The 21390-nt window shown below is 48.9% G+C and carries 17 protein-coding genes; all 17 read left to right on the top strand.

Features of this window, described 5'->3' with window-relative positions; genetic code table 11:
• The first annotated feature begins 30 nt into the window (after window positions 1-30).
• Entirely contained in the window at window positions 31-3825 is a 3795-nt protein-coding gene (locus EIM92_RS04395) for a non-ribosomal peptide synthetase family protein (RefSeq protein ID WP_125081644.1), read from the top strand.
• Window positions 3826-4003: 178 nt separating this feature from the next.
• Entirely contained in the window at window positions 4004-4747 is a 744-nt protein-coding gene (locus EIM92_RS04390; RefSeq protein WP_125081643.1) for a vWA domain-containing protein, read from the top strand.
• Window positions 4731-5669: a serine/threonine protein kinase gene (locus EIM92_RS04385; protein ID WP_425464190.1), complete on the top strand. Its 939-nt coding sequence runs from the start codon at window positions 4731-4733 to the stop codon at window positions 5667-5669. Before EIM92_RS04390 ends, EIM92_RS04385 begins: the two co-directional genes overlap by 17 nt.
• Window positions 5670-5742: 73 nt before the next feature.
• A complete protein-coding gene (gene tilS / locus EIM92_RS04380) occupies window positions 5743-7191 on the top strand; it encodes a tRNA lysidine(34) synthetase TilS (RefSeq protein ID WP_125081641.1) in 1449 nt (482 codons plus the stop codon).
• Window positions 7192-7251: 60 nt separating this feature from the next.
• Window positions 7252-7791 carry a hypoxanthine phosphoribosyltransferase gene (hpt, locus tag EIM92_RS04375; RefSeq protein WP_125081640.1) on the top strand — a complete coding sequence of 180 codons (540 nt, stop codon included), beginning with the start codon at window positions 7252-7254 and terminating at the stop codon, window positions 7789-7791.
• Between the two features lie 103 nt (window positions 7792-7894).
• Complete coding sequence (gene ftsH, locus EIM92_RS04370; RefSeq protein WP_125081639.1) at window positions 7895-10039, top strand: ATP-dependent zinc metalloprotease FtsH; 2145 nt, start codon at window positions 7895-7897, stop codon at window positions 10037-10039.
• 406 nt (window positions 10040-10445) lie between these two features.
• On the top strand, window positions 10446-11384 hold the full coding sequence (gene nadA, locus EIM92_RS04365; RefSeq protein WP_125081638.1) for a quinolinate synthase NadA: 939 nt from the start codon (window positions 10446-10448) through the stop codon (window positions 11382-11384).
• A gap of 39 nt (window positions 11385-11423) precedes the next feature.
• A complete protein-coding gene (gene nadB, locus EIM92_RS04360) occupies window positions 11424-13040 on the top strand; it encodes an L-aspartate oxidase (RefSeq protein WP_125081637.1) in 1617 nt (538 codons plus the stop codon).
• On the top strand, window positions 13030-13896 hold the full coding sequence (gene nadC / locus EIM92_RS04355; protein WP_125081636.1) for a carboxylating nicotinate-nucleotide diphosphorylase: 867 nt from the start codon (window positions 13030-13032) through the stop codon (window positions 13894-13896). Before nadB ends, nadC begins: the two co-directional genes overlap by 11 nt.
• A gap of 5 nt (window positions 13897-13901) precedes the next feature.
• Entirely contained in the window at window positions 13902-14666 is a 765-nt protein-coding gene (locus EIM92_RS04350) for a type III pantothenate kinase (RefSeq protein ID WP_125081635.1), read from the top strand.
• A 72-nt stretch (window positions 14667-14738) separates the two neighbouring features.
• A complete protein-coding gene (hslO, locus tag EIM92_RS04345) occupies window positions 14739-15629 on the top strand; it encodes an Hsp33 family molecular chaperone HslO (RefSeq protein ID WP_125081634.1) in 891 nt (296 codons plus the stop codon).
• Window positions 15630-15886: 257 nt separating this feature from the next.
• Window positions 15887-16825 carry a cysteine synthase A gene (gene cysK, locus EIM92_RS04340; RefSeq protein ID WP_125081633.1) on the top strand — a complete coding sequence of 313 codons (939 nt, stop codon included), beginning with the start codon at window positions 15887-15889 and terminating at the stop codon, window positions 16823-16825.
• A 196-nt stretch (window positions 16826-17021) separates the two neighbouring features.
• On the top strand, window positions 17022-18605 hold the full coding sequence (locus EIM92_RS04335; protein WP_125081632.1) for an anthranilate synthase component I family protein: 1584 nt from the start codon (window positions 17022-17024) through the stop codon (window positions 18603-18605).
• Window positions 18602-19183, top strand: a complete 582-nt coding sequence (pabA, locus tag EIM92_RS04330; RefSeq protein WP_125081631.1) for an aminodeoxychorismate/anthranilate synthase component II — start codon at window positions 18602-18604, stop codon at window positions 19181-19183. Before EIM92_RS04335 ends, pabA begins: the two co-directional genes overlap by 4 nt.
• Window positions 19180-20067: an aminotransferase class IV gene (locus EIM92_RS04325; RefSeq protein ID WP_125081630.1), complete on the top strand. Its 888-nt coding sequence runs from the start codon at window positions 19180-19182 to the stop codon at window positions 20065-20067. The genes pabA and EIM92_RS04325 overlap by 4 nt, the downstream gene beginning before the upstream one ends.
• A 58-nt stretch (window positions 20068-20125) precedes the next feature.
• Window positions 20126-20962 carry a dihydropteroate synthase gene (gene folP, locus EIM92_RS04320; protein ID WP_125081629.1) on the top strand — a complete coding sequence of 279 codons (837 nt, stop codon included), beginning with the start codon at window positions 20126-20128 and terminating at the stop codon, window positions 20960-20962.
• A 58-nt stretch (window positions 20963-21020) separates the two neighbouring features.
• The gene (gene folB / locus EIM92_RS04315) at window positions 21021-21383 is read left to right on the top strand and encodes a dihydroneopterin aldolase (protein WP_125081628.1); all 363 of its coding nucleotides are present in this window, start codon (window positions 21021-21023) and stop codon (window positions 21381-21383) included.
• Window positions 21384-21390 lie beyond the last annotated feature (7 nt).

Here is a 21390-nt window from a genome sequence, read left to right as displayed (position 1 = left end):
GAGAGAGATCGCCTAAAGGAGTAGATACAAATGAATACCATACTAGTGACGAAACAGAGCAGACAGTACTGGCTGGAAGAGCTCAAGCCTCCGTTGTCTGGTTGGGATCTGTATACGGACTATCCTAAATATGGACAAGCCAGGAAGCTGCAAAGGACAACATATGCATTGGATTTAAACGTAAAACAGCTAAAAGAAGCATTGCAAGGCAAGGGTGAGCTGCGAGCTTGGATGCTAGCCTGTTATTATGTCTTCTTACATAGAATGACCGGGGAGCAGGATTTGATCTTAGGCGTAAGAAGCAGTCGGGGGAATTTGCTGCCTGTGCGAATGTTGTGTGAGGGAGATAGCTCATTTAGCCATCTTTATCAGGGAATTTTGGACAAGCTTAGTCGGGCAGAAGCAAATTGTCTGCCCCTGGCCGAAATTACGAGTATTGCTGGCTCTATTCCTGAGCTGGAGGCGATATATGGTCTGGATGAGGGGGATAAACCGGGCTTGCTTCATTGGGAGGTAAAGCTGGAGGGGCAGCTGGAGCAGGCAGTAATTCATATTGCTTATCCGGGAAATTTATTCAAGGAGGCTACGATTCGCAGGTACGGTGCTCTATTCCAGCAAATCGCAGCCGCGGCTTTGGAAGACGATAGCATAGCGATCGGAAAAATTCCTTTATTAACCGAGGAAGACGTGGCGGCTTATGCTCGGCTGAACGAAACGGCAAGAGCCCTTCCGAATGCCGGAAGTATTCCGGCGTTTCTGGAGATAACCATGAAGCGGTTCCCTAATCGGATCGCACTATCATCGGGGCTGCGCAAAGTAACTTATGCCGAGCTCGATGCCCAATCGAATCAAGTAGCGCAGATGTTAGTGAGCCGCGGGCTGGTTCCTGGCGATTTCGTTGGAATATTCATGGAGCGTAGCTTGGAGGCGATTATCGGCATGCTTGGTGTGCTCAAAGCTGGTGGTGCTTATGTTCCACTGGATCCGGAGCACCCCGATGATCGGAACGCTTATATCATTCAAGACACCAGCTCAGCCATTATCATTACTAAGAAGCAGTATTATTCCAAAGTGACAGCACTGCTAGAAATGCAGCAAGAGCAAGCTGGGCAGTCTATGAATCTTCGAATTGATCAGGAGCAAATGCATGAAGAGGAGCAGAGGTTCTCCTCGCGCAATGTGTTCTGTCTGGATAGCGGCCTGGATCAATATACAGATCAACCTGTTGGAGTTACTGCAAGTGTGGATGATGTGGCCTATGTAATCTACACCTCCGGCACGACGGGTAGACCCAAGGGAGTGTTAATACCGCATATTGGTGTTATTAATTTGGCCGCGGCTACAGTGGAGCAGTTGGGCCTTCATGAGCAGGACGTTATTTTGCAATATTCGACCTTCAGCTTTGATGCATCGGTTTATGATATTTTCAGTGCATTGCATGCCGGTGCGCGCCTGCATTTGCTGTCGGGGGACGAGCGGTATTCGGTAGAGGCATTCACCGCGGCAATTGAATCTACGGGAGCCACGAGGTTCGGCATATTGCCAACGGTATTTTTTAATCAGTTGTCTACTTATTTAACGGAGAAAGAGGCTTATAAGTACAAATCAATTCAAAGTCTCGTCATCGGAGGGGAAGCCCTTACGGGAGCTGCTGTCCGAGCATTTCAGAAGAAGCTCGAGCATAAGCCGATGATCGTAAATGCTTATGGGCCGACGGAAGCGACGGTAGTTACGACCATTCATCCGATCAATGATTTAGTGCCGGATAATATCTCTATGATAAGTATTGGCCGGCCCATCGCGAATTATGAAGTGTTTATCGTGAATGAGCATAACCAGCTTTGTCCTCAGAATGTCATAGGCGAGCTGCTTATTAGCTCCGTAGGACTGGCCAAGGGGTATTTGAATCAGCAGGACAAGACGGATGAAGTGTTCATCCCTGATCCGATTGCCCCCGCATCCGGCAAAACATTTTATCGCTCCGGCGACTTGGTTCGTTTACAAGGTGATGTCATCGAGTATATGGGGCGCAAGGATTTACAGGTCAAAATTCGCGGATACCGGATCGAAATAGGCGAAATTGAGGATACTCTCGCGAAATACGAAGGGATCAAAGATGTTGCCGTGATCGCGAAGGATGGAGCCGACGGCTCCAAAATGCTGGTTGCCTTCTATACCTCACGGGATGGGGGGGAGCTCAGCCGGAATGAGCTGCAGACTTATTTGAAGAGCAAGCTTCCGGCTTACATGGTTCCGAGCATATTCATCGCGATCGAAGCGATGCCTGTATCGCCTACCGGTAAAATAGACCGCAAACAGTTATTGCTCTATGAATATGATCAACAGGAAGCAGAGGAGGAGAATTATATTCCTCCGGAAAATGAGCTTCAACGGGAAGTGTCGGCAGCCTGGGAGAAGGTGCTTGGCCGCGCCCGGATCGGTATTCACGAGGACTTCTTTGAAGCGGGTGGCCATTCTTTAAAAATATTGGAGACTCTCGTACTCTTGAAGCCTAAATTTCCTGGGCTTAGAATCGGTGATTTCTTTGCTTATCCGACTATCGCCAAACTGGCGGAACGGGCAGCGGAGCTTGCGGATGAGGGGACTGAGGGCGTACCGGGCATAGTGGAATCTTCTGAGCTTGTTGATTTGTTGGAGCACCCCCTGCAATTTGGTGGACAGATTAACCAGTCTAGATCTTACAGTCAACAGCATATTTTACTCACTGGCGCTACCGGGTATCTCGGCTCCAGGCTATTGTATGAGCTGCTACAGCAGAGTGAATCTATGATTTACTGCTTGGTTCGCTCCGTTAACGGAAGCGATCCTGATGAACGTCTTCGCAACGTAATGGCGACTTATTTCGGCAGTGAGATTACTAACCATATGAATAGCCGTGTGCGCATCGTCATCGGTGATTTAGAGCAGGAGGGCTTGGGTCTGAGTGATAGTGACTATAAGCTATTGCGGGAGCAAATCGATTCGGTCGTGCATTGCGGTGCAGAAGTACGCCACTTCGGAGACGAAGAGTACTTCCGCCGCGTTAACGTAGACAGCACGGAACGTCTGCTCGCATTGGGTCAAGGGAAGGATAACTTCCGCTTTCATTATATTTCCACGCTAGGCATTCCTGAGGACTTGGCGATGGGCGGTCAATGGGATTCCTTTACTGCGAGTGAGGCGTATGATTATAACGCATGCATCGATAATGTGTACACAAATAGCAAGCTGGAAGCTGAGAAACGGGTTGTCAGAGTGTGCGAAGAGGATGGTGTGCCTGTTACCGTCTATCGTGTTGGTAATTTGTCTTGCGATTCCAAGAACGGAGTTTTCCAGACGAATATCGGCAGTAATGCATTCTATCGTATGTTAAAGGCAATGCTTCTGCTAGGAAGAGCTCCACGTGTTAAATGGCAGGTCGATATTACGCCGATCGATTATGCAGGCGAAGCAGTGGCAGCACTTCTGCTCCAGAATGAAACCGTGGGCCGTATGTTCCATATTTGTAATCCGGTACAGATCAATTACGAGGAGATGATCGATCAGTTCAGGGATTACGGTTACTATATCTCGCTGGTGGACTGGCCGGAGTATGAAGCGTGGCTGCTTGATGCCAGCCAGCCTAAGGATCAACAGGGGATGGAGCTGGCGATGGCCCAATTAGAAGGTGATGGCGCTAAAAATTCTATTTACCGTTACGGCTGCCCACAAACGCTGCAGTATTTGGAGGGAACGGGAATTTCATGCGCTGTACCGGATCGGTTCTTTTTCAGAAGGTTAATTGATCACGCGGTAGCTGTCGGATATTTCGACCGGCCTAATTAAATGAGTATATAATAGAGAGAGAGCATTTTCCTGCGGGAATGAACGATACTTGAGAAAGCACCGACCGGTGCTTTTTTCTATATAATAATTTCAACTAAAAGTAGAATTAAAGCCTGGTTTGAATCGGCAGGTCTCTGGAAATGATAGAGAAAGAGAGATTGGAAGGAGGCTTGTGCTCATGCGACAAATTATGCTGATTACGGATGGATGCTCGAATGTAGGGGATAGTCCAGTTCTGGCGGCGGCTTTGGCTAGGCAAGAGGGGATTACGGTCAATGTTGTAGGAATTGTTGATTATGGAACGATTGGAGAGCTCGGCAGCCAGGAGATTGCGGAAATCGCAAGAGCTGGCGGGGGGATGAGTCAGTTGACGGGGACAGAGCGTCTTGCCCATACGATGCAGATGCTTACGCGGAAGACAGTGGTTCAGACCGTTCAACAGGCGGTTAATAGGGAGTTGAGGCAAATATTAGGTAATGGGGGTATCGAGGATTTGCCTCCTGACAAGCGCTCTGAGGTTGTCGAGGTGATCGATGATTTTAGTGAGAGTAGTCCCTTGCAGATTGCACTCCTTATCGATGCGAGTGCCAGTATGAAGCCTAAACTTGCAGCGGTTGAGGAAGCGATCCGCGATATGATGCTTAGCCTAGGATCAAGAAAGGGGCAGAGCCATTTAGCAGTCTTTCATTTTCCTGGACCAAGAGGCGAGGATGCCGTACTGGATCTCGACTGGACCCTCGATCTTAGCAGCGCTAGATCGATCTTTCAGCGATTGGTCATGAGGGGTGCAACACCTACAGGACCAGCGATCAAGAAGGTGATGGAATTCTTCCGTTATGGTACACTTGATGGAAACGGAAAAGTGGCATGGCCGGAGGAATCCGATGAAGGAGAAGGAATGCTCGGTGACTACGTCGTTTAAGTTGAATCTACCACAAGGCACGCTAATTACCGGACGCTGGAAGGGCGGGCGTTACCTCATTCAGCGACTGCTGGGACAGGGGGCTAATGGGGTCGTGTATTTAGTGAAGCAGGTAGATAGCGCTAGACTGTACGCCCTCAAGATGGGTTTTGATACCGTGGATATTCAGTCTGAAATTAATGTGCTCAAAGCCTTGCAGCACCAAGGAAGACGGCAAGGTTCTGTTCAACGGGATCTCACTTATCTAGTAGAGGTAGACGATTATTCTCTCCAAGGTAAGGAGATTCCTTTCTACGTGATGCGATACATAAAGGGAGAACCTTTGCGGGCTTTTCTAGCTAGACGCGGAAACCGCTGGATAGATGCAGCCGGCCTGAATTTGCTTCGTCAGCTTCGGCGTTTGCATGATTCAGGCTGGATATTCGGCGATTTGAAGCCGGAGAACGTATTGGTAGGGACATACGGAGAGGTTGAACTGATTGATTACGGCGGAGTTAGCAGTATAGGTCGCAGCGTCAAGCAGTTCACCGAGTGGTATGATCGGGGCTTTTGGAATGCTGGGGGACGAACGGCAGAGCCGTCCTATGACTTATTCAGCTATGCCGTTGTATGCATTCATCTGCTAGAGGGACAGCATCTTAAGCACGCGGCGACGCAGCTGCCGCAAATGAGAAGCGCTGGCGATCTGCTTCATATTGTAAGCACGGCTCCTTCACTTGAGCCCTACAGAGAATGGCTGCAGAGAGCGATCCAAGGAAATTTCGGCAGTACAGCAGAGGCGTGCTTATTATGGAAGGAACTTGTAACGGCCCCTAAGTCGGAATTAAAGCAGAAGGCATCGACGCCTCGTTGGATGTTCAGCGCATTTGCGGTGTCTGTCACATTGCTTGTTTATGCGCTTTATTTGGCCTTGCGATTCTAGGGATTCAAGAGCTAAGGAATAAAATTCGAAAATTCAAGCCTGAGATGAAGTCAGTTAAGTGAGGTGGGAGACAATGAATGATTACAGCATGTACCCCCTGGTGGAGCGTGTTCGCCGCATCGGGGAGGAAGAACGGTTGTGGTCTCCCGGGGATCGTATCGTTGTTGCCGTGTCTGGAGGACCCGATTCGGTTGCTTTGCTCTATATTATGCATGCAATAGCTAAGCGTATGAATCAGGGATTTTCGCTTATATGCGCTCATATTAATCATGGGTTCCGGCCTGAAGAATCCCTTAAGGAAGCTGAATTCGTGCGAGGGCTAGCTAAGCAGCTTGATTTGCCCTTTGAGTTAGGGAATTTGGATATTCCATCTTACATAGAGCAGTCGGGAAAAAGCCCGCAGCTTGCCGCCAGAGAGAAGAGATATGAATTTCTTCATGAAATAGCGCGGAAATATGGGGCGGCAGCTATTGCCCTTGCTCATCATGCCGATGATCAGGCAGAGACAGTGATGATGCGCATCCTGCGCGGCAGCGGGAGCTCTGGTCTTGCAGGCATGCGTATGAAACGATGTGAACGTAACGTAAATCTTATTCGTCCTTTGCTGCGGATTTATAAGGCTGAGATTCTGCAGGCTTGCCGGGAGTCGGGAATCCCTTATTGCATAGATAGCACCAATTTGCAAAATAAGTATGTGCGAAATGCAATTCGTTTGGATGTGTTGCCTTTTTTGGGGCAATATAATGGACAACTAGCTGAGTCGTTAAATCGAATAGCTGAAACGGTTGGCGAAGATGATGATTACATGCAGCAAGTGACTAACCAAGTATATCAGGAGTTGGTCACTTCGAATGGTGGAGATTTGGCCTTTGAAATCGGGCGCTTCACCTCCTTACATGCCGCTTTACAACGGAGGTTGATTAAACTAATATTAAATTATCTGCCTTGCGGCATGGAAGAAATCGATTTTGTTAAGATAGAACGTGTCCGTCAAGGTGCGATGCAAAGCACGCCGACGACATGGAGTCTTGATCTCGGGGGTGGGCTGCAGTGTGTTCGGGAATACGACACCATCAGGTTTATACCTAATGCAGCGGGGGTTAATGATAGCCTTCGCTATACATACCGCGTGGACAGAGTTCCTGCGGAAGTAGCTATTCAAGGTTTAGGCACTAACCTGTTGTTTACGCAGACCGCAGCCGGACAAGATGCCGTGAGCGCGATGGCACACGGTAACGACAGAGCGGTATTTGATGCGGATGAGCTGGTTTATCCGCTTACAGTGCGTTCCCGTCAGCCGGGAGATACGATGAAAGTGCTGGGCCTTAATGGCACTAAGAAAGTCAAAGATATTTTCATCGATGAGAAAATACCTCCCTCTCTTCGTTCCCGCATTCCTATAGTCACCGATGGCCTAGGTCAGATTTTATGGATTCCCGGTATTCGGCGATCTTCGATCGCTCCGGTTAGACAGCATACGTCCTCTGTCGTATTGATGACTATAGATAGGAACGGCGAGTAACAGCATCGGGTTATCGCCGGGTTATGGCATTCATAGTATAACGTAGGAGGTCTACTTATTTTGCACAACGATATTAAGGAAGTTTTGATTACCCGGGAACAGATTCAGGACAAAGTAGTGGAATTGGGACAGCGTCTTAGTGAAGAGTATGCAGGACGCAATCCGCTGGTCATTTGCATCCTCAAAGGCGCTTTTATTTTTATGGCGGATCTTGTTAAAGAAATTTCAGTACCGCTTGAGCTTGATTTCATGGCTGTGTCCAGTTATGGCGCATCTACAAAGTCATCTGGTGAGGTCAAAATTGTCAAGGATTTAGACACCTCTGTAGAAGGTCGCGATGTTCTCATCGTAGAAGATATCATCGATAGCGGGCTGACGCTTAGCTATTTGATAGATGTTCTGGAACGCCGCAAGGTGAATTCCGTTAAAATTGTTACGCTATTCGATAAGCCGGCGGGGCGGACGGTCGATTTGGAGGCCGATATGTCTGGGTTTGTGATTCCTGACGAATTCATTGTTGGCTATGGACTTGATTATGCGGAGAAATACCGCAACCTTCCTTACATCGGGGTGTTGAAGCCAGAAGTATACAACAGTTAATAGCCTGTAGCTGATCTTTGGCCGAACATCGCCTGCGACTTTTTTGATAATGAGTAAGGGACTATGGTAAAATAACTTAAGTTGTTTTGAGAGGAGGCAGGGGATGAATCGGTTCATCCGGAATTCTGGTTTTTATTTAATACTTTTCTTAGTCGTGGTGGGCATTGTACAAATCCTTACCGGCACAAATGAAACCGCCGACACCCCTAGATATGATCAATTGCGTCAGCAATTGAAAGCCGACAACGTCGCTGAAATTACAGGGAAATTTGACGGTTACGCTTATCTGGTAACCGGTAAATATAAGCAAGCCGTCGGAGATAGCAAGACGACGAATTTCACGACCTATATTCCTTACGACCCGAATGTGTTGAAGGAAGTTGTGGAGTTAAGCGAACAGAATGGCTTCCAATTGGATTGGAAGAAGATGCAGGAGCAGAGCATTTGGCTTACGTTTCTGACCTCACTGTTACCGCTGGCGCTCATGTTTATTCTGTTTTTCTTCCTGTTTAATCAGGCTCAGGGTGGCGGCGGCAAAGTTATGAACTTTGGTAAGAGCAAAGCGCGTTTGTATAACGAGGAGAAGAAGAAGGTTACATTCGAGGATGTAGCCGGAGCAGACGAAGAGAAGCAAGAGCTTGTTGAGGTTGTCGAGTTCTTGAAGGATCCGCGCAAGTTCTCCGCGGTGGGTGCAAGGATTCCAAAGGGTGTATTACTCGTAGGACCTCCAGGTACCGGTAAAACGTTGCTTGCTCGTGCTGTGGCAGGTGAAGCAGGCGTTCCGTTCTTTAGTATTTCCGGTTCCGACTTTGTAGAAATGTTCGTCGGGGTCGGTGCTTCCCGGGTACGTGACTTATTCGAGAACGCAAAGAAGACATCTTCTTGTATTATCTTTATTGATGAGATCGACGCTGTCGGTCGCCAACGTGGCGCCGGCCTTGGCGGCGGTCATGATGAGCGGGAACAAACGCTCAATCAGTTGCTCGTCGAAATGGATGGATTTGGGGCTAATGAAGGGATTATTATCATTGCTGCAACGAACCGTCCGGATATTCTCGACCCGGCGCTGCTGCGTCCAGGGCGCTTTGACCGTCAAATTACAGTTGATCGTCCCGATGTGAAGGGCCGTGAGGCTGTACTTAAGGTACATGCCCGTAATAAGCCGCTGACCAATGATGTTCGTCTAGATATTATTGCAAAGCGTACAACAGGATTTACAGGTGCCGACTTGGCGAACCTGCTGAATGAAGCAGCTCTCTTGGCTGCACGTCGAAATCGTAAGGATATTTCGATGAGGGAAGTGGATGAAGCGATTGATCGCGTCATCGTAGGTACAGAGAAGCGCAGCCGAGTGATCAGCGATCGCGAGAAACGGATCGTTGCTTACCACGAAGCTGGCCATACGATTGTTGGCTACTTCCTGGAGCATGCAGATATGGTACACAAAGTAACGATTATTCCGCGTGGTCGTGCTGGCGGTTATGTCATTATGCTTCCGAAGGAAGACCGGATGCTTGTCACGAAGCAGGAGCTGCTTGATAAGGTAACGGGCCTCCTTGGTGGCCGCGTTGCCGAGGAGCTGTTCATTGGCGAGATCGGTACTGGTGCGTATAGTGACTTCCAGCAAGCGACGAGTATTGTGCGCAGCATGATCGTGGAATACGGAATGAGCGAGAAGCTCGGGCCGATGCAATTCGGTACTTCGCAAGGCCAGGTATTCCTGGGCCGCGATATCGGCCACGAACAGAACTACAGTGATCAAATCGCGTATGAAATTGATCAGGAAATGCATCGTTTCATTACGGAAATGTATGAACGTTGTAAGGAGCTTCTGACCAAGCATTCCAAGGAAGTGCATTTGATCGCACAGACTTTGCTTGAGAAGGAGACACTGGAACTGGAGCAAATTAAGCAATTGATCGAGCATGGTAAATTGCTTGAGCCTGAAGAGGGTGGCGAAGGCGGCAGTGGATCGAACGAATCTGGCGAGCCGGTCGTCGATAATATCGGCGATGTACGCGTTCGTATTCAAGGCAAGCCGGAAGATGGTTCTCCTAACGCTTCAGGGATTCCGACCGGTGACATCCCGAATGAAGTACCTGGCGGATCGGCTAATGATATTACGAGCGATCCAGTCGTAGATACACCGGATGGAACGGTAAATGATTTGCCGAATGCAGACGGTCCTAACGATGAGGATCCGGATAAGAGTTCCGGTAACAACGGAAATAACAACCCGACCATTTAATTCGATATGTAACGAATTAGGGCAGCCCCTGTGTAGATAGTTCTACTAGGGGTTGTCTTTTTATTGCGTCAGTGATTTAGTTATCCGCAATGGATAAAAATTGGCCTCATATCTTTAATTTTAATGAATTATGGATTTAGGTTGGATTGACAGGGATACCCACCTTGTGTAAATTAGTTGTTGAACAACGTAATGTGACAATGAAGTGAAACATCGGTTTTTCGCGAATTAGAACGTACCGAATTTCACATCCTTGGCAAACCTATGACGAATAACGTGAAATTTTATACGTTCTTTCTTTTTATATTGTCTGGGCGTGCCAGGGACAGGTAATGATCAAGCAGAGTGCAATAATCCCGCTATATAGAGACAACGGCGGATTGAATGATTAAGGGGGAGGATCATCGTGGAAGCTCTGGCATTAGAGCGTAAGGCGGAAATGAACCGCGAGCTGCGGGAAAGACTTATCCAGCTGAAGAAGGAACGCAATGCAATTATTTTGGCTCATTATTATCAGCGAGACGAAATTCAGGAGGTTGCTGATTTTCGGGGCGACTCTTTCTTGCTGGCTCAGAAGGCTGCTTCGACGGACGCGGATACGATCGTTTTTTGCGGCGTGCATTTCATGGGGGAGAGCGCTAAGATTTTGGCGCCGAACAAAACAGTATTGATTCCCGATGAGCGTGCGGGTTGTCCGATGGCGGATATGGTCAACGTGGATGGTCTGCGCAAATTGAAAGCCCAGCATCCGAATGCTAAGGTTGTGACCTATATTAACTCTTCTGCCGAGATCAAAGCCGAGACGGATATTTGCTGTACGTCTTCCAATGCGGTTAAGGTCATTAATTCGGTTGACGCCGATGAAATCATTTGGGTACCGGATAAAAACTTGGGGCACTATGTACAGCAGCATACCGACAAGAAGATGATTATCTGGGAAGGCTATTGCAACACCCATGATATGTTAACTGTGAAAGACGTAGTAGAAATGAGAGCGAAGTACCCTGATGCGGAGTTTGTCGTTCATCCAGAGTGCCGCCCTGAAGTCGTGGCTATGGGTGATTTTGTCGGCAGTACGACCGCGATTCTAGAATATTGTAAAAATTCAAACAGCAAAGAGTTCATCGTTGGCACTGAAGATGGAACAGGTTATCAACTGCGCAAGGATAGTCCCGATAAAACATTCCATTTCGCTACGAAATTCTTGGTCTGTCCAAATATGAAAGTCAACAACTTGAAAAAACTGGTGAAATGCTTGGAGACGATGCAGCCGCAGATTTATGTGCCGCCTGCTGTAGCCGATAAAGCCAGAACTTCCCTAGAGCGCATGTTACAAGTTAAGTAGCATGCGCTACTCTCTTGTTCAAGATAGGTGACCTGTGTAATGATACCACGATACTTGGTTGATTTTAATTTGAGTGAACTGCCTGTTGTCGATACGGATGTTATTGTGATCGGAACAGGTATTGCCGGACTATTTAGCGCCATTAAAGCGAGTGAGAAGCATCGCGTTATTGTCATTACCAAGAAGGCGTTGATGGAGAGCAACACAAGGTATGCCCAAGGAGGCATTGCTGCGGTCATTTCGGAGGAGGATTCTCCGGAATATCACAGACAGGATACGCTAATGGCCGGAGCCGGGCTATGCTCTTCGGCTTCGGTGGATATTCTAGTTAATGAGGGGCCCGAGGGAGTGAAGGAGTTAATTACGCTCGGAACGGCCTTTGATGAAGAGAATGGAGAGCTTGCTCTGACCAGGGAGGGGGCTCACAGTCATCGCCGCATTCTGCATGCCAATGGGGATGCGACAGGCTATGAGATCGTTCGTGCATTGTCGGAGCAGGCTGCTGGCCATCCTAATATTGAAATTTGGAACGAACATTTCGTCATTGATTTGATTACCGAGGATAATGAGTGCATCGGGGTCCTCGTACAGCGACCGGATGGGCAGCGCATATTCGTAAGAGGACTTGCCACCATTCTGTGTTCAGGAGGGGCAGGACAGCTGTATCGTTATACGACTAACCCAGATGTCGCAACTGGCGATGGGGTGGCTATGGCTTACCGAGCTGGGGCCGTTATTCGAGATTTGGAGTTCATTCAATTCCATCCGACTTCTCTCTGCTATCCCGGGGCGCCGCGTTTTCTAATATCCGAGGCAGTTCGCGGGGAAGGTGCAGTGCTGCGCAATATTAAGGGGGAGCGGTTTATGGACAAATACCATGAGCTGCAGGAGCTTGCTCCTCGCGATATTGTAGCTCGGGCTATTGTCCATGAGATGGAAGAGACGAAATCGAGCTTTGTCTATTTGGATATTACGCATGAGGCTCCAGAGACGATCAAGCATCGTTTCCCCACGATTCATGATACTTGCATCGGATATGGGCTAGATATGACGACCGATTGGATTCCCGTGGCTCCAGCTGCACATTATATGATGGGAGGAGTCCGTACAGGTCTTCACGGCGAGACTAGTGTTCATCGCTTGTTTGCCTGCGGGGAAGTGTCTTCCACTGGAGTGCATGGGGCGAACCGGCTAGCGAGCAATTCGCTGTCTGAGGCAGTCGTGTTTGGTCGTCGCATTATTGAACGCATTCAGCAGATGCCTCCTTTGACGAGAACGGGAGAGGGGATCAAATGCCTAACAGAGCGTCATGATGCTGTGATGCAGCCGATTGTGGAACGGCGCTTGAAATTGCAGAAAGTTATGGTGCGTCAAGTAGGATTGCGTCGAAGCGAAGAAGGGTTGACTAAGGGATTGGAGGAACTGCGCCGTCAGTTGCCGATATTTAAGGCCGCCCTACATACCCGGGAGCAGTGGGAATATGCTAATATGCTGACATGCGCCCTTTTGCTGACTGAATCGGCATTGGCCCGTGAGGAGAGTCGAGGCGGTCATTATCGCGTGGATTATCCGCAGCGTGATGATGAAGGTTGGCGTAAGCATATTTTGCAGCAAAGGGAAAAAGGAATGTTGGAGGAAATGAGCGATGATGCTTAACGGATATAACGAAGGCTTGATGGAATCCATCCGCCAGTGGCTTAAGGAGGACGTTGGCTCCGGTGATGTTACGGCTGCTGTTACCATACCGTCTGGACATCAATCCAAAGGGATTATTCATGCGAAGGAGGATGGAGTTGCAGCGGGGATGCCGGTTGCTGCTCTTGTTTTTGAGGTGGTAGATCCTTCACTTTCATTCAGGCCTTTGGTGAAGGATGGCGATGCCATCCGCAAAGGGACAGTATTGGCTCAGGTGGAGGGCAGTACGCACAGCATTCTTACAGGAGAACGGCTTGCCCTGAACTTGCTTCAGCGATTGTCGGGAATAGCAACACGGACGCGTCAATATGTCGATGCGCTGGAAGGGCTTCCCGTAAGGCTCGTGGACACACGGAAGACCACGCCGGGGCATCGAATGCTGGAGAAGTATGCAGTGCGGGTAGGCGGTGGTTCCAATCATCGCTTTGGGTTGTATGATGCGGTGATGATCAAGGATAATCACATTAAAGGGGCTGGCGGAATTGCGCCAGCGGTGCAGCGGGCACGTGCGGTTATTCCCCATACGATGACGATCGAGGTAGAGACGGAGAATTTAGAGCAGGTGGACGAAGCCTTGTCTGCAGGGGCAGATATCATTATGCTGGATAATATGGCACCCGAGCTGATGAAGGAAGCCGTGCGCCGTATTAAGGCGAGGGCGCCACATGTTACTGTAGAAGCATCGGGAAATGTCTCCTTGCAGACGATCCATGGGATCGCTGAAAGCGGGGTAGATGTCATTTCTGTTGGAAGGCTGACGTATTCTTTTGACAGTCTGGACATTAGTCTGGATCTGAACGAGAAGAAAGAGGGGTAAGCAGCATGTTCGTTGTGGTAGATGTAGGCAACTCGAATATTGTACTAGGAATCTACAGGGGCCGAGAGCTGCTTCACCATTTCCGACTTAGTACAAATCGGCAGTCCACAGCCGATGAATACGGGGTAAAGATTCATAATTTATTTCAAATGTCCAAAATCGCTGTAGGCGATATTGAGGGGGTCATCATTTCCTCGGTTGTCCCTCCATTGATGCATGTCCTGGAAGAGCTATGCGAGAAATATTTACGCAAAAAACCACTGATCGTCGGGCCGGGCATCAAAACGGGACTTAATTTGCGATACGAAAATCCGCGCGAGGTCGGTGCGGATCGCATCGTTAATGCAGTGGCTGCGGTAGAGCAGTATGGTGGCCCGCTCGTTGTCGTCGACTTTGGTACGGCTACAACGTTTGATTGTATCGATGCCGCAGGCAATTATTTGGGTGGGGCTATTGTGCCGGGTATCGGTATTTCTACGGAAGCATTGTATCAACGTGCTTCTAAGCTGCCAAGGATCGAGCTTGAAAAACCGAGGAAGGTCATTGGCCGCAACACTGTTCATGCAATGCAATCGGGGATCATCTTCGGTTATGCGGGGCAAGTGGATGGCATTGTGAATCGGATTCGACGGGAAATGAATGCCGAGCTTAAAGTTGTTGCGACTGGGGGGCTGGCAGAGTTGATTGCCAGCGAGGCAGAGTCGATTCAGGAAGTGAATCAGCTTCTTACACTGGAAGGGCTGCGTATCATATACGAGCGTAATCAGTAATCAGTTCATTAGTACAGTAATCTGTACTCTGTTATGAGTTATCAGAACATCAGAAGAGGAGGCTTCACATCAATGGGAACGGAGCAAGAGAAGGATCGCTTAATTCGAGGTACCGCCATGAACGGCAAGGTGCGTGCGTTCGCCGTCCGTACAACCTCGCTTGTAGAAGAGCTGCGTCGTCGCCATGATACTTACCCTACAACGACAGCTGCTCTGGGGCGAACTGTTACAGCAGCTACGATGATGGGGGCTATGCTCAAAGGGGATGAGAAGCTAACGGTTCAAGTAAAAGGTGACGGCCCGATCGGGCAAATTATCGCCGATGCAAATGCAAACTGTGAGGTTCGAGGTTATGTTACAAATCCTCATGTGCAGTTACCTAGCAATAGCCAGGGGAAGTTGGACGTGGCTGGGGCCGTCGGTACGACGGGCTATATTCATGTAACTAAGGATTTGGGCCTTAAGGAGCCTTATCGGGGAAGCGTTCCGCTCATCTCCGGCGAGCTCGGGGAGGATTTTACGTATTATTTTGCCGTATCGGAGCAAACGCCATCAGCCGTAGGGCTGGGTGTGCTTGTGGATACTGATTCGTCCGTCATTGTAGCTGGCGGCTTCATTATTCAGCTTCTGCCTGGGCTGAGCGATCCGGAGATTGACACGATCGAGCGGGCGATTGGCCAGCTACCGCCAGTGACCTCCCTTCTGGATCAAGGACTCGAGCTGGAGGAGATGCTTCGTTGGATCGTACCTGATTTTAAACCTCTGGATGAATCAGAGGTGGTATTCTCCTGTAACTGCTCGGTAGAGCGCGTGGAACGCACGTTGATCAGCTTGGGATCTCAGGAACTAACCGAGATGATGGAGGACAACAAAGAGGTTGAAGTTGTATGCGACTTCTGCAATGAGGCTTATAAATTCAGCCCGGAGCGAATTGCCCAACTACAGGCTCAGACCAAAAAATAATAAAATCGGATAGATCTCAAAACTTTGTCGTTCTTGGAAGATGGGGGGGCGGCAAAGTTTTTTTTATATCCTTTCTTGACAACTGCTATCGCTGATTGTTAAGATAATGAAAGAACAATACCAACTTAATTACTCGGAAATAAATGAGGGCAGGAGAACCGCAGAAAATCCGACTCCTCTTTTGCTTTTTTACAACTAGATTAGATTGTCCTGCAACCTTAATTATTATATTTTCAACTATTCAGGGAGGTTTTCGTATGGCTAGAATCGTTAACAACGTAACAGATCTGATCGGGGATACGCCGCTTGTCCGCTTGAATCGCATTGTACCTGAGGATAGCGCAGAAATTTATGTGAAGCTGGAATACCAAAATCCGGGTGCCAGCGTTAAAGACCGGATTGCAATCAGCATTGTAGAAGAGGCAGAGAAAGCGGGCAAATTGAAGCCGGGTGGTACGATCATTGAAGCGACTAGCGGAAATACCGGAATTGGTCTGGCACTTGTCGCTGCCGCTAAAGGATACAAAGCGGTTATCGTTATGCCTGAGACGATGAGTATTGAACGCCGCAATCTACTGCGGGCTTACGGAGCTGAGCTTGTACTGACTCCAGGAGCTGAAGGCATGAATGGGGCAGTGAAGAAGGCAGAGCAAATCCTGTCTGAGAATCCGGATTATTTCTTGGCCGATCAATTCAGAACGCAGGCGAATGTGAAGATCCACCGCGAGACGACGGGGCCGGAAATCGTTGAAGCGATTGATTCCCTTGATGGCAAGCTGGATGCGTTCGTAGCAGGGATCGGAACGGGCGGAACGATCACCGGAGCCGGGGAAGTGTTGAAGAAGCGTTTCCCTGACATTAAGATTTTTGCTGTTGAGCCGGCAGCTTCGCCAATTCTGGCGGGCGGCAAGCCAGGACCGCATAAAATTCAAGGACTCGGTGCCAACTTCGTCCCTGAAATTTTAAATCGTGAGATTTACGATGAGATTATTCATGTGGAAAACGAGGATGCGTTTGAGCAGGCTCGTCAAGTTGCCAAAGAGGAAGGTATTCTATCTGGAATTTCCTCCGGTGCTGCTGTCTTTGCTGCGCTTAAGGTAGCTAAACAGCTTGGTAAAGGTAAACGCGTCGTGGCTGTTGTTCCAAGTAATGGTGAGCGTTACCTCAGCACGCCGCTGTACAATTTTGAAGGCTAAGAGCCGCAGCTTGAATAGATTAGATCAACCCCCAACCGCTTGCGTCTGACGGTATGGGGGTTATTACATGTTCTGAGCTATGTTATGCTGGCATTTTATAAAGTCTGCATGTTACTTAGGGATGTTCAACAGAATAAGGTTCTAGTATACTAGCTAGCAACAAGAACGCATGAAGGGCTGGAGGTAATGACATAGCATGGTTACCATGACACGATGGGAGCATTGGGAGAACTGGGCAGCGGAAGGGAAATGGACGATGCTCCCCTATGCCCTCAAAATGAAATCGGCATCCCGACTGCCGAGCGATTGGGCACACGCCTGGGATAAGGCGCATCCGTATTCCTTTGTGCTTGAGAGCGGCAAGGATGGCCGCTATACTTTTCTCGGACTAGAGCCGGTATCGATCATTCGGGGAAAAGGGAATTCAGCTCGAATTGAGGATATCCCTACAGGTCAAGTTGTACAAGTTGAGGGAAGGCCGTTAGACGTACTCCATGACTGGTTGAGGCCTTTTTCGTCTCCAGAGCTTCCCGGACTGCCTAAATTCAGTGGAGGTGGCGTAGGGTATCTCAGTTATGATGTTGTCCGCTCGCTAGAACGTCTTCCAGTTATAGCTGAGGATGATCTCCAGATAGACGATTATATTTGGATGCGTATGGAAGAGATATGGGTGTTCGATCATGAGCATGGCGAGGTGTATGCGATCATTCATTGTCCTATCGGTGTGGATAAATCTGCTTTATCACTGGCCGAGGCATTCAAAGAGGCCGGGCAGCGGGCATCGTTGATGCTTGAACGTTGGAATGAGATCATATATGAAACCGAGCATGGAGTTCTGGCGGAAAAAACAAAGGCCCGGCGAGCTGTGCTATCGACAAGAGATGCTTCATCAGTCGAGTGGGACGATATTTTAGAACGGTCTGCTTCCATCTCTTTTGTTCAAGAGGATTTTGAAGCAGCGGTACGCCGGGTACAGGAGTATATTGCAGCGGGTGACGTGTTCCAGGTGAACTTGTCTTTGCGGCGCGGCATTCCGCTTACGACTTCGCCAGAGGAAGTCTATGAATGGCTGAGATTGTTGAATCCATCTCCCTATATGGGGTTGCTGCGCTTTCCGGACTTTCAGCTTGTTTCCGCTTCACCAGAGCTCCTTGTGAAGCTCGAGCAAGGAAAGATGGCCACACGTCCTATCGCTGGAACTCGGCGCCGTGGTGCCACGGTAGAAGAGGACGAGGCAATGGCTCGCGAGCTGCTGGACAGCGAGAAGGAGCGCGCAGAGCATATAATGCTCGTCGATTTACTGCGCAACGACTTGGGACGCGTATCTAAGTTCGGTACGGTAAGGGCCAGCGAACTGATGGTTATTGAATACTATTCCCATGTCATGCACCTGGTGTCTCAGGTAGAGGGTCAATTGGATACTGGGAAAACGCCATTTGATGTGATTGCTGCTGTATTTCCGGGGGGAACCATTACGGGTGCTCCGAAAGTCAGGACGATGGAAATTATCGAGGAACTGGAGCCTGTAACCCGCGGGCCATATACCGGTGCAATGGGGTGGATTGACTACAAAGGAAATATGGAATTAAATATTATTATACGTACACTGATCGTTAAGGACGGCGTAGGCCATATTCAGGTCGGTGCCGGGATCGTCATCGACTCCGAGCCTTATCGGGAATACAGGGAGTGCCATAATAAAGCCAGAGCTATCGTGATGGCGGTTGGGTTGAGTGAGGAGATCGCCACGGAAGGCCAGGGACAGGGGATGAAGTTATGATACTAGTTATCGATAATTACGATTCTTTTACGTACAACCTCGTGCAGTATTTGGGCGAGCTTGGGGAAGAAATCATTGTACGCCGAAATGATGAAATTGATTTACAAGGCATTGAAGAGCTGCAGCCGAATCACATTCTACTGTCACCGGGGCCTTGTACGCCGAATGAGGCGGGGATTACCTTGGATGTTATTGAACGATTCAAGGGTGCAATCCCGATCTTTGGCGTATGCCTGGGACATCAGGCTATTGGCCAAGCCTTCGGAGGCAAGGTCGTGCGGGCGGAACGGCTGATGCATGGCAAGACCTCGCCAATTCACCATAAAGGCGAGTCTGTATTTACGGGACTCCCTTCACCGTTTACAGCTACCCGCTATCATTCGCTAATCGTGGAGCGCTCCAGCCTCCCGGCTTGTTTGGAGATTACCGCTGAGACCGAAGAAGGCGAGATTATGGGACTGCGCCATAAAACATATGCCGTCGAAGGAGTTCAATTCCATCCGGAATCGATTATTACCGATCACGGCCATCAAATTCTTCGCAACTTCTTGAACCGCAAGACGGGAGTAGGAGTATGAATTATATTGGGGTGAATGGAGTTCTTACCCCATCCGCTGAAGCCGTGATATCCGTATTGGATCACGGCTTCATGTATGGAATGGGTCTGTTCGAGACGTTCCGGACGTATCAGGGGCGGCCATTTCTTTTGGAACGGCACTTGGAGCGGCTTCGAGGGGGGTGTCTTGAATTAGGCATACGCTACGATACACGGGAAGAGCTACTGCGTTTGGAGATTGCTCAACTGCTGCAGGCAAATGAACTGCGGGATGGGTACATTCGGCTGACGGTCTCGGCAGGAACGGGGCCGCTCGGCTTGCCGCCGGAGGATTACACGGAGCCGTCCGTCATTATTTATGTTAAGTCATTGCCGGAATACGACTCTGAGCTGTATGCAAAGGGTAAGGAATTATGGTGTCTAACTACACCCCGTAATACACCAGAAGGAAAAATTAGACATAAGTCGCTTCACTATATGAATAATATCCTGGCTAAGCGTGAGCTAGCGGGGTTGATTAGGAACTCCTATTCCAAGGGTGTGCCCGAGGGATTGCTTCTGACCGCTGAAGGACATTTGGCGGAGGGCATCGTTAGTAATTTATTTTTTGTGCGTGGAGGAAAACTATTTACACCTGAGGTCGGAACGGGGATCTTGCCCGGAATTACTCGTTCTTTTGTAATGGAGCTCGCTGAACACCAAGGACTGCAATATGAAGAAGGGCGCTATACGTGGGATGAACTGGTTGCGGCGGAGGAAATCTTTTTGACGAATTCGATTCAGGAGCTGATGCCGGTGACGACATTAGTTGGGCAGGAAGGTTTGAGATATTCGGTAGGGGATGGAAGAATTGGCCCCATTACGGAAATGCTTTTAGATAGCTATAGAAGCTGTACTGGCATCTAAAAGGCGAAGGATACAAGGCCATAAGAATAAAAGGATGGAAGGGAGAACTCGAAATATTATGCAGCCTATGTTGTATCAGCGAACTTATTCATGTGGGGGTACGGAATTTAAACTCGGTGAACGAACACTAATTATGGGGATTTTAAATGTAACCCCGGATTCTTTCTCCGATGGCGGGCGATATCATCATATAGATCGAGCGGTTGCTCATGCGCTTGAAATGTCCCGTGACGGAGCGGATATTATCGATATTGGCGGTGAATCGACCCGCCCGGGGCATGAACCTGTGTCGTTGGAGGAGGAGTTGGAGCGGGTTATACCAGTTGTAGAGGCCTTGCAGCGCCATGCCCCTCACATTCCCATATCTGTGGACACTTATAAAGCCGAGGTGGCGAGGAGGTCACTTGCTGCAGGCGCTCACATCATTAATGATGTATGGGGCTGCAAGGCAGATCCGCTTATGGCAGAAGTGGCTGCAGAATACAAATGTCCCATCATTTTAATGCATAACCGGCATGATCGAAACTATCGGGATTTGATGCAGGATATTGAGGCTGACCTATTGGATAGTGTGGAGATTGCTCGGCGAGCTGGGGTAAGGGATGAGCAGATTATCCTTGACCCGGGGATTGGGTTCGCGAAAGACTATGACGAGAATTTGCGGGTGATGAAGGAGCTGGATCGGTTAATGAAGCTGGGCTTTCCTCTTTTGCTGGGTACGTCCCGAAAAAGATTTATCCGTACAACACTGGATTTGCCGGTAGATGAGCTAATTATGGGAACTGCGGCGACGGTATCGCTTGGCATTGCCCAAGGCTGTCAGATCGTGCGGGTACATGATGTGAAGGAAATTAAACAGATGGCCAAAATGTGTGACGCTATCGTTTATGTTTAAAGTGGATAATTTTCCGGGAGATTCCGGTAATTAAATCAGGAAGGTTGGAGGATAAATAATGGATAAAATGGTGCTAAAGGGCATGGAGTATTACGGATATCACGGTGTCTATGAGGAGGAACGCAAGCTCGGCCAGCGGTTCTATATCGATCTGGAACTGGAGCTGGATTTGCGGGAAGCCGGGCAGACTGACGATTTGAGCAAAACGGTGAACTATGCCGAAATCCATAATCTGCTGCGGGAGATTATCGAAGGAAAAAGTTTCAAATTGATTGAAGCGCTAGCAGAACATATTGCATCCTCTGTTTTGGACACTTATACTATGGTAGATGCGTTAACGGTTCATGTCACGAAGCCGCATCCACCATTTGATATTCATTTTGAAGGTGTGACGGTGAAACTACACCGATCTAGAAAGTGAGACGTGC

The organism is Paenibacillus lentus (genome assembly GCF_003931855.1).
GTDB classification, from domain to species: Bacteria; Bacillota; Bacilli; order Paenibacillales; family Paenibacillaceae; genus Fontibacillus; species Fontibacillus lentus.
Note: the sequence above shows the minus strand (reverse complement) of the source record. Positions and strands in the feature narration are given on the sequence as shown.

Bases quoted from the DNA above. Each gene is read 5' to 3' on its own strand.
- folP (WP_125081629.1), top strand. From the start codon at position 20,126: ATGCAGCCTATGTTGTATCAGCGAACTTATTCATGTGGGGGTACGGAA.
- cysK (WP_125081633.1), top strand. From the start codon at position 15,887: ATGGCTAGAATCGTTAACAACGTAACAGATCTGATCGGGGATACGCCG.
- pabA (WP_125081631.1), top strand. From the start codon at position 18,602: ATGATACTAGTTATCGATAATTACGATTCTTTTACGTACAACCTCGTG.
- EIM92_RS04325 (WP_125081630.1), top strand. From the start codon at position 19,180: ATGAATTATATTGGGGTGAATGGAGTTCTTACCCCATCCGCTGAAGCC.
- EIM92_RS04395 (WP_125081644.1), top strand. From the start codon at position 31: ATGAATACCATACTAGTGACGAAACAGAGCAGACAGTACTGGCTGGAA.
- tilS (WP_125081641.1), top strand. From the start codon at position 5,743: ATGAATGATTACAGCATGTACCCCCTGGTGGAGCGTGTTCGCCGCATC.
- folB (WP_125081628.1), top strand. From the start codon at position 21,021: ATGGATAAAATGGTGCTAAAGGGCATGGAGTATTACGGATATCACGGT.
- ftsH (WP_125081639.1), top strand. From the start codon at position 7,895: ATGAATCGGTTCATCCGGAATTCTGGTTTTTATTTAATACTTTTCTTA.
- EIM92_RS04350 (WP_125081635.1), top strand. From the start codon at position 13,902: ATGTTCGTTGTGGTAGATGTAGGCAACTCGAATATTGTACTAGGAATC.
- EIM92_RS04390 (WP_125081643.1), top strand. From the start codon at position 4,004: ATGCGACAAATTATGCTGATTACGGATGGATGCTCGAATGTAGGGGAT.
- nadB (WP_125081637.1), top strand. From the start codon at position 11,424: ATGATACCACGATACTTGGTTGATTTTAATTTGAGTGAACTGCCTGTT.
- EIM92_RS04335 (WP_125081632.1), top strand. From the start codon at position 17,022: ATGGTTACCATGACACGATGGGAGCATTGGGAGAACTGGGCAGCGGAA.
- nadC (WP_125081636.1), top strand. From the start codon at position 13,030: ATGATGCTTAACGGATATAACGAAGGCTTGATGGAATCCATCCGCCAG.
- hslO (WP_125081634.1), top strand. From the start codon at position 14,739: ATGGGAACGGAGCAAGAGAAGGATCGCTTAATTCGAGGTACCGCCATG.